At 65.5% G+C, this 13,875-nt stretch carries 14 protein-coding genes; 7 read left to right on the top strand and 7 right to left on the bottom strand.

Features of this window, described 5'->3' with window-relative positions; genetic code table 11:
* Positions 1-10: 10 nt before the first annotated feature.
* The 4 genes from OHQ90_RS28165 to OHQ90_RS28155 all read right to left on the bottom strand — a co-directional run bounded on the left by OHQ90_RS28165 (position 11) and on the right by OHQ90_RS28155 (position 3,682).
* Positions 11-2,083 (bottom strand): AMP-binding protein, encoded by a 2,073-nt coding sequence (locus OHQ90_RS28165; protein ID WP_328402524.1) that lies wholly within the window; start codon positions 2,081-2,083, stop codon positions 11-13.
* Positions 2,084-2,434, bottom strand: a complete 351-nt coding sequence (locus OHQ90_RS39595) for a carboxyl transferase domain-containing protein (RefSeq protein WP_442941193.1) — start codon at positions 2,432-2,434, stop codon at positions 2,084-2,086.
* Positions 2,409-2,819 carry a carboxyl transferase domain-containing protein gene (locus tag OHQ90_RS39590; protein WP_442941192.1) on the bottom strand — a complete coding sequence of 137 codons (411 nt, stop codon included), beginning with the start codon at positions 2,817-2,819 and terminating at the stop codon, positions 2,409-2,411. The genes OHQ90_RS39595 and OHQ90_RS39590 overlap by 26 nt, the downstream gene beginning before the upstream one ends.
* Before the next feature lie 173 nt (positions 2,820-2,992).
* Positions 2,993-3,682, bottom strand: coding sequence for a hypothetical protein (locus tag OHQ90_RS28155; RefSeq protein WP_328402522.1), 690 nt, complete (start codon positions 3,680-3,682; stop codon positions 2,993-2,995).
* 127 nt (positions 3,683-3,809) lie between these two features.
* Between OHQ90_RS28155 and OHQ90_RS28150 the strand changes: the two genes are divergently transcribed.
* Positions 3,810-5,021, top strand: coding sequence for an Hsp70 family protein (locus OHQ90_RS28150; protein WP_328402520.1), 1,212 nt, complete (start codon positions 3,810-3,812; stop codon positions 5,019-5,021).
* 117 nt (positions 5,022-5,138) lie between these two features.
* Here OHQ90_RS28150 and OHQ90_RS28145 read toward each other — a convergent pair whose 3' ends face one another.
* Together OHQ90_RS28145 and OHQ90_RS28140 are read right to left on the bottom strand one after the other, a co-directional pair.
* Complete coding sequence (locus tag OHQ90_RS28145) at positions 5,139-6,143, bottom strand: hypothetical protein (RefSeq protein WP_328402518.1); 1,005 nt, start codon at positions 6,141-6,143, stop codon at positions 5,139-5,141.
* Positions 6,144-6,158: 15 nt separating this feature from the next.
* Complete coding sequence (locus tag OHQ90_RS28140) at positions 6,159-6,491, bottom strand: hypothetical protein (RefSeq protein ID WP_328402516.1); 333 nt, start codon at positions 6,489-6,491, stop codon at positions 6,159-6,161.
* 248 nt (positions 6,492-6,739) lie between these two features.
* Between OHQ90_RS28140 and OHQ90_RS28135 the strand changes: the two genes are divergently transcribed.
* Together OHQ90_RS28135 and OHQ90_RS28130 are read left to right on the top strand one after the other, a co-directional pair.
* Complete coding sequence (locus OHQ90_RS28135) at positions 6,740-7,387, top strand: TetR/AcrR family transcriptional regulator (RefSeq protein ID WP_328402514.1); 648 nt, start codon at positions 6,740-6,742, stop codon at positions 7,385-7,387.
* Between the two features lie 68 nt (positions 7,388-7,455).
* Positions 7,456-7,992, top strand: coding sequence for an Rv1733c family protein (locus OHQ90_RS28130; RefSeq protein ID WP_328402512.1), 537 nt, complete (start codon positions 7,456-7,458; stop codon positions 7,990-7,992).
* Between the two features lie 227 nt (positions 7,993-8,219).
* On the opposite strand, the gene OHQ90_RS28125 is transcribed toward OHQ90_RS28130, so the two are convergent.
* Positions 8,220-9,770: an acyl-CoA carboxylase subunit beta gene (locus tag OHQ90_RS28125; RefSeq protein WP_328402510.1), complete on the bottom strand. Its 1,551-nt coding sequence runs from the start codon at positions 9,768-9,770 to the stop codon at positions 8,220-8,222.
* A 563-nt stretch (positions 9,771-10,333) separates the two neighbouring features.
* Between OHQ90_RS28125 and OHQ90_RS28120 the strand changes: the two genes are divergently transcribed.
* The 4 genes from OHQ90_RS28120 (at position 10,334) to OHQ90_RS28105 (ending at position 13,858) form a co-directional block, all read left to right on the top strand.
* The gene (locus OHQ90_RS28120) at positions 10,334-11,302 is read left to right on the top strand and encodes a transcriptional regulator (RefSeq protein WP_328402508.1); all 969 of its coding nucleotides are present in this window, start codon (positions 10,334-10,336) and stop codon (positions 11,300-11,302) included.
* Between the two features lie 58 nt (positions 11,303-11,360).
* Positions 11,361-12,311 (top strand): acyl-ACP desaturase, encoded by a 951-nt coding sequence (locus OHQ90_RS28115; RefSeq protein WP_328402506.1) that lies wholly within the window; start codon positions 11,361-11,363, stop codon positions 12,309-12,311.
* An 8-nt stretch (positions 12,312-12,319) separates the two neighbouring features.
* Positions 12,320-13,336 carry an alpha/beta hydrolase gene (locus OHQ90_RS28110; protein ID WP_328402504.1) on the top strand — a complete coding sequence of 339 codons (1,017 nt, stop codon included), beginning with the start codon at positions 12,320-12,322 and terminating at the stop codon, positions 13,334-13,336.
* A gap of 138 nt (positions 13,337-13,474) precedes the next feature.
* The gene (locus OHQ90_RS28105) at positions 13,475-13,858 is read left to right on the top strand and encodes an antibiotic biosynthesis monooxygenase (protein ID WP_328402502.1); all 384 of its coding nucleotides are present in this window, start codon (positions 13,475-13,477) and stop codon (positions 13,856-13,858) included.
* Positions 13,859-13,875: the final 17 nt, after the last annotated feature.

The raw sequence follows: 13,875 nt of genomic DNA, 5'->3' as shown, positions 1-13,875 counted from the left end.
CGCAGCGCGCCTACGTCGCCTCGTTCGCGTCCGGTGCGCCGAGTAGTAGCCGTTTGAGGATCTTCCCGGTCTCACCGCGCGGTAGGTCGTTGAGAAAGGTGACGTCGCGCGGCACTGAGAAGCGGCTGAGCCGGTGCCGGATATAGCTGCGCACCATGTCCGAATCCAGGCCCGCGCCTTCCCTTTTCACTACGAAGGCGGCCAGCCGCTGGCCGTATTCGTGGTCCGGCACGCCGACCACCGCCACCTCACTGACCTGGGGGAGATGAGAAAGCGCCTCTTCGACCGGCCGTGGGAAGACGTTCTCGCCGCCGGAAATGATCATTTCGTCGTCGCGGCCCGCGATGAACAGCCGCCCTGCGGCATCGAGGTAGCCGAGATCGCCGGTGTCGAGCATGCCGTCGGCCTCGCTGGGAGGTGCGGCATTGACGTAGCCGTCGAACAGCATGTGATTGCCGACGAAGATGTGCCCGGTCGCGCCGACCGGCAGCGGTTTCAGGTCGGGCCCGAGGACGCCGATCTTGGTGCCGAGTGGCGGACGGCCCGCGGTGGTCGGCGCAGTCCGCAGATCGTCGGGGTCGGCGATGGTCGCCCAGGAGACCTCTGTCGAGCCGTACACGTTGTAGAGGATGTCGCCGAAGGTATCCATGAAATTCAGCACCGTCGCGGCCGCGAGCGGCGCTCCGCAACTGGCGACGACCCGCAGGCTGGAGGTGTCGTAGCGAGCGCGCACGGGTGTGGGCAACTCGAGGATGCGGTGCACCATGACCGGCACGGCGATCAGCGTCGTCACGCGATGCTCGGCGATCAGGCGCAGGCAGTCCTCAGCGTCGAAATGTTCCGGCAGCACCACCGTTGCGCGTAGTGGCGTGCTCATCTGCAGTGCCGCCAGGCCCCAGGTGTGGAACAGCGGGGCCGGGATGAGCATGGTGTCGTTCATGCGGAACGGAATCCGGGACAGCAGGGCGGCGATGGTGCCGAAACCCTTCGGGTGCGGGCGGCGCGCGCCCTTCGGCGTGCCGGAGGTGCCCGAGGTGAGTACGACCAGTTTGCCCGGTTGCGTTGGCTTACGAAAGTCCTTGTGCCCTTGTGCTATCAGATCATCGATCGTGGTTCCGCCCGGCGTCGGCGGGGTGTCGTCGGTGGTGTAGCGGGGGATGTCGGCGTGCAGATACTGGACGAGCGGATCGAATTCGGCGTCCACGAACAGCGCAGACAGCTTGTCGCGCTGCACGATCTCCTCGATCCGCCGGGCAGGCAGCCCGGTGTTCAGCAACACGGCATCGATACCGAGCTTGCCTGCGGCGACCATGGTTTCGACCATGCCTGCATGATTGCGCGCCAGCAGTCCGACCGCGTCTCCCGCGTTCAGCCCGAGTGCCGCCATCGCGGCGGCCAAGGCCTGGGTGCGGTCGTGCATCTCGGTGAAGGTGCGCTGCCCCCGGCAGTCGATAACGGCCGCACGGTGCGGGGACTGCACGGCCGCGGCGGCGTAGCCACCGGCCATGTTGAATCCCCATTCGGCCAGACGGCGCAGCTGCCGGAACGCCGAGTCCGGTCGATAGGTGCGCCCTACCCCGGAGGCCATGATCTGTTTCGCGACACCGGCTCTGAGCCGCAGGGGCGAGTTCTCGCCGTTGACGATCACTGAGGTCGGCGCGGCGCGGACGAGATCGGCAAGCAATCGCAGACCGGCGTTCGTCCAATCGACGATCGCGGCATTGGTCAGCTCGGCCAGATGCGGATGCACTCGGCCCGGCGCGAAATAGGTGACACAGATCCTGGACTGCCCGTGCTCGTCGCGCAACCGCACCGAGGCGAAGCTGCCGAGCATAGGGAAGCGGAGTTCGAAGCTCTCCAGCTCCTGACCCACGATCAATTGCATGGTGTGGGAACGGATGCCGGCCTCGGCCGACCCGACCCGCACCAGCAGCACCGGATGGCCTGCGACGGTCTCCAACGGTTCGCAGGCGCCGACGCCTTCGAATATTCGTGGATAGGTTTGCGGATCCAGCAGCAGATCCCACACCGCTTTGCGGGCGATCGCGAATTCGGCGACTACATCGATGACATCGGTAATCAACTACGTGCAATTCTGGCAGGCGGTGCCGGACACTTGCGGGTCCGGGCGCCGCGGTCTCACATCGGGTACAGGTTGTGTTTGCGAGGGGTTTGGTTCGGCTCCGGCTTCCTTCTCCCTGAGCAGCCGCAGCGCGTGCCGAATTTCCAGTCGGGTGCGGGCGGGTTCGATGACGGCGTCCATATGGCCGCGCTCGGCGGCGATCCACGGTGTGGCGACGATTGCGTTGTAGCTATTGATCATGAAGTCTCGCACGGCGGACCGCTGGTCGGCGGGGACTTCGGCCAATTCGCGCTTGCCGACGATGCCGACCGCGCTCGCCGCGCCCTCACCACGATCCGCGCGGTGGACCACGCCAGGTTGATGTCCGCACCGAGCCGTTGCAGCCCATCACCGCATAGTCGCCGCCATAGGCCTTCCGGACCACCACGGTGCCGATCGGCACGGTCGCCTCGATCACCGCGCGAAAGAAACGGCCGCCGCGTTTGATGACGCCATTGCGCTCCTCTTCGACACCGGGCAGCGCACCGGGCGTATCCACCACGAAGATCAGTGGTAGCCCGAAGGCATTGCACAGCCGAATGAAATGGGTTGCCTTGTCGGAGCATTGGGCGTGAAGGGTGCCGCCGAGCACCGTCGGCTGGTTCACGATGACGCCGACGTTGCGCACATCCACCCGGGGGACGCCGGTGATGAGGTTGCGCGCGGTACCCGAACCGATCTCATGGAAGATCGCCATGCCAGATGCCGCCTTTCGGCCTCGTCGTTCCAGGGCGACGATATCTATGGCGCAATCTACGATCGAGCGATTCCGCGGCCTCTTGGGCAGCTCACAGCGTTGGCATGGGGGAGTTGGACGATGTCACGACAAGCAATATCACCGACGCGGAAGTCGTCGCTTGCGGGTTCCGTTCAGTGCTCGGCGTTCCAGAAGCCTATCCCGATTGCGCCCCACCAGCAGATCTGGGAAATCGCACCTGAGGTCGCACCCCACAGCAGCAGGCGAGCGGACAGCGGTGCCACAACGTGTTGTGCAAGACGCCTGCTCAGGATGACTGCCTGCAGGCCGTTGAGGGTAAGCGCGAGAATCAGCGCCATCTTGATCCTGGTCAGTGGTGAGTCCAGGTTCGGTTCGAGCACGCACCCGCTGGCGATCAGCCCGGCCAGGCCCGCCCAGATGGGAATGTGCAGGCGGCTCATGCCAGTGAGCGCCTCGGCGAGTGTGCTGCGTCCGGCCAGCCACAGCAGCATCAGGTAGTCCGCGACCAGGACGCCGCCGAAACCCAGCACCAGTGCGGCGAGGTGGACGAAGAGCCCGACGGTATGCAGTTGCCGATCGACGTCGAGATGGGCTGCGATCCACAGTGCCGCGGCCAGTGTGAGGGTGGCCAGCAATCCCGCAGCAGTCACGGCCAGCCACGAGTCGTGCAGTGCCAGTGGGCGTTCCGGTTCGTTCGCCGGCCAGCGTCGGCCGGTGCATGCGCGCGGTGCCGTGGGTTGCGTGGCGCCCCATACGACGGTGTCTGTTCGCGTTCTCGGGAGTACCACAATCGAGTTGATGGTCGCCCGACCAGGTAATTCAGTGGTACGGCCATCGGACATCGGTGCCTCCAAGAACGCTGTTAATCAATTGTTAGGAGAGGCTAATCTATCTTTGTGGTTGGGTAAAGATTGTTGGTCGTTCGCGCGGGCAGGCGTGGATCGAGCGTGAGGATTGAGGGAATTGATCGTGGGATTGGGACTGAGCATCGGCTCGGTGAACTCGGTGGCCGCCGTGACAGCCGACGAATCCGGAACACCGGCGGTGGCCGGGCTGCGCACCACGATGAACCTAAGTACGGGCGCTGAGCCCGATGTCGGCTGCATTCCGCGCTCTCCCGATGTGATCGCGGATTTCGCCGACCTCATCACTTCGCCCGACCCGGTGGCGATTGTCGATGGCCGCGTCATTACCGGCGCCGATTTGGTTGCGGTGGTGGCGAATCGGCTGGCCCTGGAAGCCGACGGTGCGGCGGCGGATGCGGTATTGGCCTATCCGGCAATCTATCTCGCCGACCAGGTGGCCGCGCTGCGTCAGGCACTGGATCGGGTGGGTCTGTCCGCGATGCGGCTGGTTCCGGAACCACTGGCGGCCGTCGCCTGGCTGGACACCACCGCTGAATCCGAGCTGGTGCTGGTTTACGACCTCGGCGCGAGCAGCCTCGACCTGGCCGTGGTGCGCATCGAATCCGGCACTGCCCGGCTCCTCGGACGCCCGCTGCGCTCTTACGACTTCGGTGGCCGTCCGTTCGATGCATCGCTCGCTCGCCACCTCCACGATCTCGCGCCGGCTGCCACGCCCCCGCGTGCAGGCGTTGTGCCCGGCACGGAACTCGCCGACCTGTACGCCCGGCACGTCCAGGAATCGGTGACCTCTGTCCTCGATTGCGTTCGCGCCGCAAACCTCGCGATGAGCGATATCGACCGCGTGCTGCTGATCGGCGGTGCGGCACAACCCACGCGGGTTGCCAGAGTCCTGGCCGACGAACTCGGCCGCCCGGTCGTGCGTGGCCCCGAGCCCGCCCAGACGATCGCACTCGGCGCTGCGGTGCTCGCGGCGTGCAAGGGTAACCAGGACAAGAGTCCGGTGGCAGTGCCGTTGCCACGCCGGAAAACTGGACTTCTCCTGTCGATGAGCCCGACATCGGTTCGGTACCGACGACGCCGACTGATCCGGTGGCAACGCATCCGGGTGATCCGACCGATCCGGCGGCAACGGCACCAGCCGAGTCGAGCGATCCGAACTCGCCTGCGGTCGAAGGTGCGACAACCGCGACTGGGCCGACGTCGCCCGGCGAGCCGGCCGCCCAATCCGCACCGAGTGCGGATTCCGGTTCACCGACTACCGATCTGGACACGTTGGCCGCCCGCACCGCTGGGGTGTTGTCGACCTGCCAGGTAAGCTGCGGCGACGCTGGTTCCAGCGCGGCATCCGGCCGCCAGGAGCCCCGGGATAGTTCCGTTCGCCGAACGCCCTAGTCGATGCGGCTCTGTGTGTGGCAGAGCCGCATCGACGTCCTTATATGCGTGAGGGTATGCCCCCGGTGGTCTTCAGATCGTGATGTCTTCCGAGCACGCCATTGATAGCGTCGTCGCTGAATCTGATTTCAGTGCCATCCTCGTAGATCAATCTGAGATCTTCGAGTGCGCTGCCCAGCATGTCCGGAGTGACGCGATCGACGCCGGCCATCACATTGTCATCGAGTGTCTCCCCAGCCCATTTATTCACGAAATCAGAGTGTATTTCGAAGGAATGACTGTAACCAGAAGAACTGTGCGATCGTTCGGGTATTGAGTGTCCGAGATCATAAAGAACCAGGTCATCCTCCTCCGATGGCCGGGAGTCCGAATGTTCTAGTGGCTGAAAGTTTCTTCGTTTAGCGTCGCTGGCGCCGATCACGAAATGTCCGGCTGCCGCCTGTTGCTGATGCTCTCGTCGGAACTTGGACGCGGGTTTGCTCCGCCCGAGCGGCATGTGCTGCTGTTTCGAGCCCAGGCCTCTCGGACCGCCACCCAACGCGGTGGGCGGAACGCGAGGGAATCCCATCATTTCGAACACTCGATATCCGGCTACTTCTCGTATTGCCAGCGAACCATGTTTGTGCGGGAGCCAGTTACGTAGACCGAAAGTCTCCTCGGCCGCTGGCTTGTAGATCTGGAGGTCATGGCCGCTCCGCATAATGTAGACGCCGTTAGCGCTTTCGGGTAGGGAATCTGTCAGCCTGTCCATGTCTGTCAGAACACGTGATCGCATTTCCAGTTCCGCCGCGCTGGGGGTATATGGCGCGAAGCGCCTGCCATTGGGCCCCGGCGGATGCTGCGGCGTGAAAATGCTTTCGTACCAATTCAATCGGTTCGCGTTGAGCTGGTCCCTGTCCACCAGTTGTCTGGTGCCGAGATCGAGCGTGCGGCTATGTCCTCGAATCAACTCCGCGCGGGCGCGCGCGGCGTCCTGGAGATGGTCGGTGAGGCGGAGTGTGACGTCGTCGATGATCCGCCGCGGGCCTCCGAAATGATCGCTCATCGGCAGGGGCCATCGCTACTCAGCAGCGGACCACGGGGTAGGCGTGCTCAGGGGGGTCGGTGTTCGCGGAGTGTTGGTGCTCTCGTCGACGACACGGCAGTAACTCATCCGGAACGGCTGTAGCAGGGCTCGCATGAAGGCCGCGCCGTCGTCTACGGTGACATGGCCTACTTCGTTGAGCTTTTCGACCCCTTCGGCATACCACCCTTGCGCCAGCGGACATCCGTCCGAATCACTCAGAGTGAGCGTGACCGTCCCGTCCTGTGTCAGCTGGAACTCGGCTACGCGCACGTAGCCGTCCGACACCAGTTCGTAAATCGCTACCAGGTTCGGGGAGTCGTCGATCATCCAGCTTTCCATCCCGGTCGTTGCGTCCGATCAGTTTGGCAAACCGCGAGCATCGTCGCACTTCCCATCGGTGGGAACTGTGCATCTGGCTGGCGACGAGTGATGCATGGCTTTGGCGAAGTGTGAGAAGAGGTCTCGCTGGTGTGCCGCTCGGCGGCGAATTGACGGTCGGCTGGAGTTGGGGACTGGGGTCGCGACGAAGTGTCAACTATTGTCCCTATGGGACAATTAGCTGGTATGCTGACGGTATGGGTGGCGACGATGGGGTCGACCTGGACGGCCGTCGGCTGCGCACGAGGCGCAGTCGGGCGGCCATGTCGGCTGCTGCGTTCGATCTGCTTACCGAGCGGGGACTCGGCTTGGTGGCGGTGGAGGACATCGCTGTGCGCGCCGGGGTGACCAGGCGGACCTTCAGTCGGCACTTCTCCTCGATCGAGGAGGCTGTGCTTGCCGATCTCGATCAAGACGTGCACCTGTTCAACGACGCGTTGTGCGCCAGGCCGCTCGATGAGCCGCCACTGGCTGCTTATCGCAATGCCATTCATGACTGGCTGGATGCCGAATACAGTGGCCCGCGTACGGAACTGCTTGTCCGCCGCTGGGAGCTGTTCCAGCGATTCGACGACGAGCCCGCGCTGTTCGCGGGCTACCAGCGCATCCGTCTCGCGGGGCAACAGGAATCGGTGCGCATCATCGCCGCGCGCATGGGTACAGATCCAGTAGCGGATCTGCGCCCGGCTGCGGCCGTTGCGGTGGGCTCCGGGATGCTCATCGCGGCGCTGCAGGCTTGGGCCGTCGGCGCGGATCCCAGCAGCCTGCCCGAGCTCATCGAAGGGTTCTTCGCCACTCTCGCCGGGCTGACCAGCGATATCCATCACGAGGAGGCACCGTCATGACCGCACGGCCGGTGCAAGCGAATGCAGTCCGTCGGACCTGTCGGCGCGTCGGGTTGGATCGTAATCCGATGCGTAGACGGGAGGATCGCCTCCAATCGGTTGCGGGCGCGCTATTGCTGCTGTTGTTCATCATCGTCGTTCCGGTGGCGGTCATGACTATCGGCGGCCGCGTCTACGAGACCGAAACCCGTGTGGCGCAAGCGGAAGCGGCGCAGCTGCACCAGGTCGACGCGACGGTCGTCGAGGTCGGCAAGACGCCGCTGTATGCGCCGATGACGCCGGCGAAGGTGACCTGGAGCGATCCCGACGGCACCACCCACACCAGCGACTATCAGGTGACCGGGATAGTGAAAACCGGTGGCACCGTCAAGATTTGGCTCGACAGCACCGGAAAGGTCACCCATCCGCCCTCGGAAACCCGGGCGCTGAGCAAGGCCGTGCTCATCACCACCGGCGCGGTGTTGGCGGTGCTCGCCTGCTGCGGTGGCTGCTTTGCTCTGCTGCGGCGGGCACTCGACCGCAGGCGCTCGCGACTGTGGGAGACCGAGTGGGCCACAGCGGGACTCACCTGGGGCAACCACGGCACCCGACCGGACCAGAGCTAGCGCGGAAATTCATATGGAGTGCGGTGTGCCCGCCGACCAAGGGTAGGGACAAGGTCGGCGGGCACACCGCGTGCCGGGCCGCTGCGCGGCGAACGCGGGCCTGGCATATCGATAACGTTAGGCACTCGAACAGATCGCCGCGCGGCGGAAAGTAAACATCGGCACATGCTACGAATGCCACCGGTATGCGTTGTGACACAGCACAACTGGCGGTTTCTCGCGGCGGTCTAGACCGGGAAGAGGCTGTGCTTGCGTTGCTCGGGTTCGATCGCGGCTTCCTTGTCGCGCAGCAGCCGCAGCGCCTGGCGGATTTCCAGGCGGGTGCGCGACGGTTCGATGACAGCGTCGATGTAACCGCGTTCCGCGGCGATCCACGGAGTCGCGACGGTCTCGTTGTACTGGTTGATCATGTAGTCCCGCACGGCCGCTTGCTGATCGGCGGGCACCTGGGCCAGCTGGCGTTTGCCGACGATGGTGACCATGCTCTCCGCGCCCATCACTGCGATCCGTGCGGTGGGCCAGGCCAGGCTGATGTCCGCGCCGAGCTGCTTGCAGCCCATCACCGCGTAGCCGCCGCCGTAGGCCTTGCGCACCACGACGGTCACGATCGGCACGGTCGACTCGAGGACGGCACGGAAAAAGCGCCCGCCGCGCTTGATGACGCCGTTGCGCTCCTCCTCGACACCCGGCAGCACACCGGGGGTGTCCACGACGAACACCAGCGGAAGCCGGAAGGCATTGCACAGGCGAATGAAATGGGTCGCCTTGTCCGAGCATTTGGCGTCGATGGCGCCGCCGAGCACCATCGGCTGGTTCGCGATGACGCCGACGCTGCGCCCGTCCACCCGGGTGAAACCGGTGATCAGGTTCTGTGCGGTGGCCGCGCCGATCTCGAGGAAATCGCCGTCGTCGAACAGCCGCAGCAGGATGTCGTGCATGTCGTAGCCCGCGCGATCGGAATCCGGGATGATGGAGTCCAGCTCGAGGTCGGAGGCGGTGATTTCCGGCTCCAGCCCCGGGTTCACGATCGGGCCCCCCTCCATGACGCTGGACGGGAGGTAACTGAGGTAGTTCCTGGCCCAGTCGAAGGCGGCCTGCTCGGTCTCGGCGACATGATGGACGGTGCCGTTGCCTGCCTGCACCTGCGCGCCACCCAGCTCCTCCATGGTCACGGCCTCGCCGGTGACGTCCTTGATGACCTCGGGCCCGGTGACGAACATGTAGGAGTTCTCGGTCGCGATCAGGATGTCGGTGTTGACCGGCGCGTAGACCGATCCCGCCGCGCACTTGCCGAGCATGATCGAGACCTGTGGAACGAAGCCCGACAGTGGTCCCTGGCGCCTGCTCATCAGGGCATACCAGGCCAGCGAGGCCACCGCGTCCTGGATTCTGGCGCCGCCCGAGTCGTTGATCGCCACGACCGGGCAGGCATTGTTCAACGCGAAGTCGAGTGCGTTGGCCACTTTGCGGCCGAACATCTCGCCGACCGAGCCGCCGAAGACGGTCTGATCGTGCGCGATCACCACCACCGGCCTGCCGTCGATGCGGCCGTGGCCGGTCACCACGCCGTCGCCGTACATCGCGCCCGGCGTGCCCGGCTGGCGCACCAGGGCGCCCAGCTCGATGAAGCTGCCGGCGTCGAGCAGCATCCGGACCCGCTCGCGGGCGCTGGGTATCTCCTTGGCCTTGCGTTTCGCGATGCCGGCTTCGCCGGCCGGCTCCTGGGCGAGCTCCAGGATGCCCTGCAGCTGCTCCAGTTTGTCCCGCGTACCGCTCATGTGTGGTGATGCCCTTCGAAGTCGCTCGCCGTCGCCGTTGCTCCGCCGACCTCGTCATACGCGGCGCGGCGCTCGATGTTATCGAGGATATGACCCAAAGCACACATCCTAGACGGTCCTCTTGGGGCAGCTCACAGGTCACCGGGCGGGCTCTGGCCGGCGGTAGCCCCACCCGTTGTCACGGAGGCGGCGCGGGCCGCGCTCCACAGCGCTCCACTGCCGGGGCGTCGGTGTGTTGTGGTTTGTCCCTGGTGGCAGCCGGTCCACTGGTGAAGAGTCGAGAAGTCGACGTCACGGCGCGCGGCCGACCGTAGGGTGACGTTCACGCAGCGCCGGTTTGCGCGGTCGGCGCTGCGTCTGGAGTTCCGCCGCGGTGGTGCGGGAGATCGCGGGCGTCGCAACGATTCCGATAGTTCGAAGGTCGGCGCCGCAATCGCTATCTTCTCGAAAGTCCGCAGATCACTTGTGATTTCGCCCAACGGTCGGAGTATCGGCTCATGACATCCCCGATTCTCGATTCGCCGGGCCATTTCGACGCGGCGGGTCATTAGCCTTCCTCGATCATGGTGGGCACACACGCGGGCTCGGGCGTCACGAGCTTGGAATCGAAACTCCTCGAGCATCTGAGATGTCAGGCGCGCGGCGCACTCGAGGGCGACGTCGCGACCACGACGAGAAACCTCGTCGCCGCGGCCGCAGGCGGATCGCCACCGGCCGAGGTCACCGGATCCGCGGCCCGCTGGGCCCGCGAAGGTGTCGCTCTCGAAACGGTCCTCGGCGCATATCACGAGGGCGTCCGGACCGGTCTGGAGTTCCTCGCCGACGCGGCCGCGGGCCTCGACGCCGACGAGGTCGTGGCCGGTTCGCGACTGCTGGTGCGGGTGCTGGAAACCGTCACGGTGGCGGCTTCGGCGGCCTATGTCGACGAGCACCGTCAGGTCGCCAGAGAGCATCAAACCGCAGCGCAGGCCCTGGTATCTGCCCTGCTCAGCGGCTACGGCGTGACTCGGCTGGCCAGGCAGACCGGTATCACCGTCGCGTCGTCCTACCAGGTGGTCGCGCTGTCGATTCCACCGCACGAGGACGAGCGAAGACCCGGCATTGCCAGGCCGTCCGCGGCGCGGCGCAAGCTGCGTCGCGTCCAGGCCGCGTTGGCGACACCGCTGGGGTCCCGTGCCCTGTCGCTGCTGTCCACCGATGGTGGCACGGTGCTGGTCCCGATCGACGGCGCCTCGGCCGGTACCCCGCTCGCCATGACCGCGGAGGTGCTGGAGCTGCTCAGTGCGGCTGCCGAGGTGCCGGTCACTGCGACCGTCGGCGCCGGCGACACCGCGCGGATTCCCGAACTGGCAGCGCGCGGGCACGAGCTGCTCGAGCGGCTGCTGGTGGCGGGCCGCCCGCCCGGCCTCTATCCGATGGCCGACCTGCCCGAGGCGATCGGACGTGACGCGGCAGGTTATGACAAACCCCAGCAGGCGCGCAGTTCGGTAGTCACCTCACCCAACGATCAACGAATCGGTCGTACAGCCTGAATATCCGACCCTATTGTCGAATTCGCCTCGATTCAGGGGGCCACCGAAGGAGTTACGAGTGACAACCGCGTTGACCGATATCGACATTCTGCGCGAACTGGAACCTGTCGCCGAACGTAATCTCAATGAGCATCTCCGCAAAGCCAGGCCATGGAATCCGCACGACTATGTGCCGTGGGACGACGGCCGTAATTTCGCGGCCATGGGCGGAATTGATTGGGAGCCGGGACAATCGGTGCTCTCCGAGGTCGCGCAGATCGCGATGGTGACCAATCTGCTCACCGAGGACAATCTGCCCTCCTATCACAGGGAGATCGCTGATTCGTTCTCCCTCGACGGCGTGTGGGGCACCTGGGTCGGGCGCTGGACCGCCGAGGAGAACCGGCACGGGATTGTGCTGCGCGACTACCTGGTGGTCACCCGCGCGGTCGACCCCGTGGCCTTGGAAGCGGCCAGGATGGCGCACATGACCACCGGCGTCGCGAAACCGGTGAAGGGTTCGCAGTTTCTGCGCTCGGTCGCCTATGTCACGTTGCAGGAGTTGGCGACTCGGATCAGTCATCGCAACACCGGAACCGTGTGCGGAGAACCCGTCGCCGAGCGTATGCTGCAGCGGATCGCCGCCGACGAGAACCTACATATGATCTTCTATCGCAACCTGAGTGCCGCCGCACTGGAGCTGACGCCCAACGCGATGCTGTGTGCTATCACGGATATCGTGACCCGGTTCCAGATGCCCGGCCTCACCCAGCCCAACTTCCGCCGTAAAGCGGTCGTGCTGGCCAAGAACGGCATTTATGACCTGCGGCAGCATCTCGATGTCGTGGTCCGTCCGATATTGCGGGCGTGGAATGTCTTCGACCGCACCGACTTGTCCGGCGAAGGGGAACGCGCGCGCGAGGTGCTGGCCGGCTACCTGGACGAATTGGAAGTCAAGGCAAGGCGTTTCGAGGAGCAGCGGGACCGGGCCGCGGCCCGGCTGGCAGAGCGAGTCGCCGCAGCAGGATGAACCTCCGCGTGCCGATCACTGCCGCGGCGATGGTCACCATCGCCGCGGTGAGTGCTGCGCCCGTGCTTGCCGACGATGTGACAGTGGCGCCGCCGCCACCGATCGATCCTGCGATGACCAGAACCGGGCTGCTCAGCCAGGAGCGGCTCGGCCCACACCGCGAACGTCTGAACATCGCCTCCGCGGCCATGCGGCGGGTCATCACCGTCGACGTATTGCACGGCACGGGCACCGGACCGCGCCCCACGTTGTATCTGCTCGACGGCGTGGACGGCGAAGCAACCTCGGGCTGGCTCAGCAAAGGCAAGGCGGCGGAGTTCTTCGCGGACAAACCGGTCGACGTCGTATTGACCAGCGGCGGCACCGGAAGCATGTACAGCGACTGGGACCGCCACGACGCCGCGCTCGGGCTGAACCGGTGGGAGACCTTCCTGACCGAGGAGCTTCCGCCGATCGCGGAATCGCTGCTGAAGTCCGATGGGCGGCGTGCGATCGCCGGTGTGTCGATGGGTGCACAGGCGGCGATGATGCTCGCCCAACGCCACCCCGGCCGTTTTCGCGCCGTCGCCGGTATGAGCGGATGCTATTCGACCGCGGACCCATTGGGGCACGCCGTCACCACGATTACCGTCGCCTCGCGCGGCGGCAATGTCGAGAACCTCTGGGGCCCGCCGAGTTCGCCGGAGTGGGTCGTGCACGACAGCGTGCTCGGCGCCGAAGGCCTGCGCGGGACAACGATCTATCTCTCGGCCGCGCCCGGCCTGCCAACCGGCGCGGATCTCATCGCCGTGGCCAACTCGCCGACCGTCCTCGATGCGCTGAAACTGGCAGGTGGGGGCGCAGCGCTGGAGGCCGGAGCCCGCGCGTGTACCGAGCGGTTCGCCGCCAGGCTCGGTGAGCTGAAGATCCCCGTCACCGTGGAATACCAGCAGACGGGCATGCACACCTGGGCCGATTTCGAGGCACAGCTGCCGCGCGCCTGGCGCGTGCTTGCTCCCGCGCTCGGGCTGCCCGAGACGAAATAGGCTCTGCGGCAAGGTGCACAGCAGGACTCGATTCGGCCTCGAGTTGCGGTTGGATTTACCGAATGTCATCTTGATGGGCGCTCCGCGCTCGCCCGAGGCGGTGCCGCATCCGATCCATCTCATGACGGGACCCCACTGATGCCGACCCTGCCCTGGACCTCCGGAGTTCATAAGCCCGTCGACGGGGAGCAGTTGCAGGTGCTGACCTCGCGGCTGCCGCTGAACCGCTACTCCGATATCGTTCGGTTCCTGCGCTGGACGCTGAAGATTCGCTCCCAGCTGCGCGATGCCCCCGGCTGTGTCGGCTACACGCTCGACGCACGCCTTTTCAGCAAGACGTTCTGGACCTTGTCCGCGTGGTCGGACCAGGAGGCGATGAACAACTTCGTGCGTAGCGGCGCCCACGCGCAGATGCTCGCCGACATGGCAGGTCGCGTAGGCAACCCCAGCTTCGTCGACTCCACCGCGACCCGTGTGGACATCCCACTCTCCTGGAAGGAAGCCCGCATCCGCCTCACCTGAGGCCCTGGTCAGCGGTG

This window comes from Nocardia sp. NBC_00403, from assembly GCF_036046055.1.
GTDB lineage: Bacteria > Actinomycetota > Actinomycetes > Mycobacteriales > Mycobacteriaceae > Nocardia.
Note: the sequence above shows the minus strand (reverse complement) of the source record. Positions and strands in the feature narration are given on the sequence as shown.

Coding starts and splice junctions, on each gene's coding strand:
- OHQ90_RS39590 (WP_442941192.1), bottom strand. CDS start 2,819: ATGGCGATCTTCCATGAGATCGGTTCGGGTACCGCGCGCAACCTCATC.
- OHQ90_RS28155 (WP_328402522.1), bottom strand. CDS start 3,682: ATGTCCGATGGCCGTACCACTGAATTACCTGGTCGGGCGACCATCAAC.
- OHQ90_RS28145 (WP_328402518.1), bottom strand. CDS start 6,143: ATGAGCGATCATTTCGGAGGCCCGCGGCGGATCATCGACGACGTCACA.
- OHQ90_RS28140 (WP_328402516.1), bottom strand. CDS start 6,491: ATGATCGACGACTCCCCGAACCTGGTAGCGATTTACGAACTGGTGTCG.
- OHQ90_RS28135 (WP_328402514.1), top strand. CDS start 6,740: ATGGGTGGCGACGATGGGGTCGACCTGGACGGCCGTCGGCTGCGCACG.
- OHQ90_RS28130 (WP_328402512.1), top strand. CDS start 7,456: ATGCGTAGACGGGAGGATCGCCTCCAATCGGTTGCGGGCGCGCTATTG.
- OHQ90_RS28125 (WP_328402510.1), bottom strand. CDS start 9,770: ATGAGCGGTACGCGGGACAAACTGGAGCAGCTGCAGGGCATCCTGGAG.
- OHQ90_RS28120 (WP_328402508.1), top strand. CDS start 10,334: ATGGTGGGCACACACGCGGGCTCGGGCGTCACGAGCTTGGAATCGAAA.
- OHQ90_RS28105 (WP_328402502.1), top strand. CDS start 13,475: ATGCCGACCCTGCCCTGGACCTCCGGAGTTCATAAGCCCGTCGACGGG.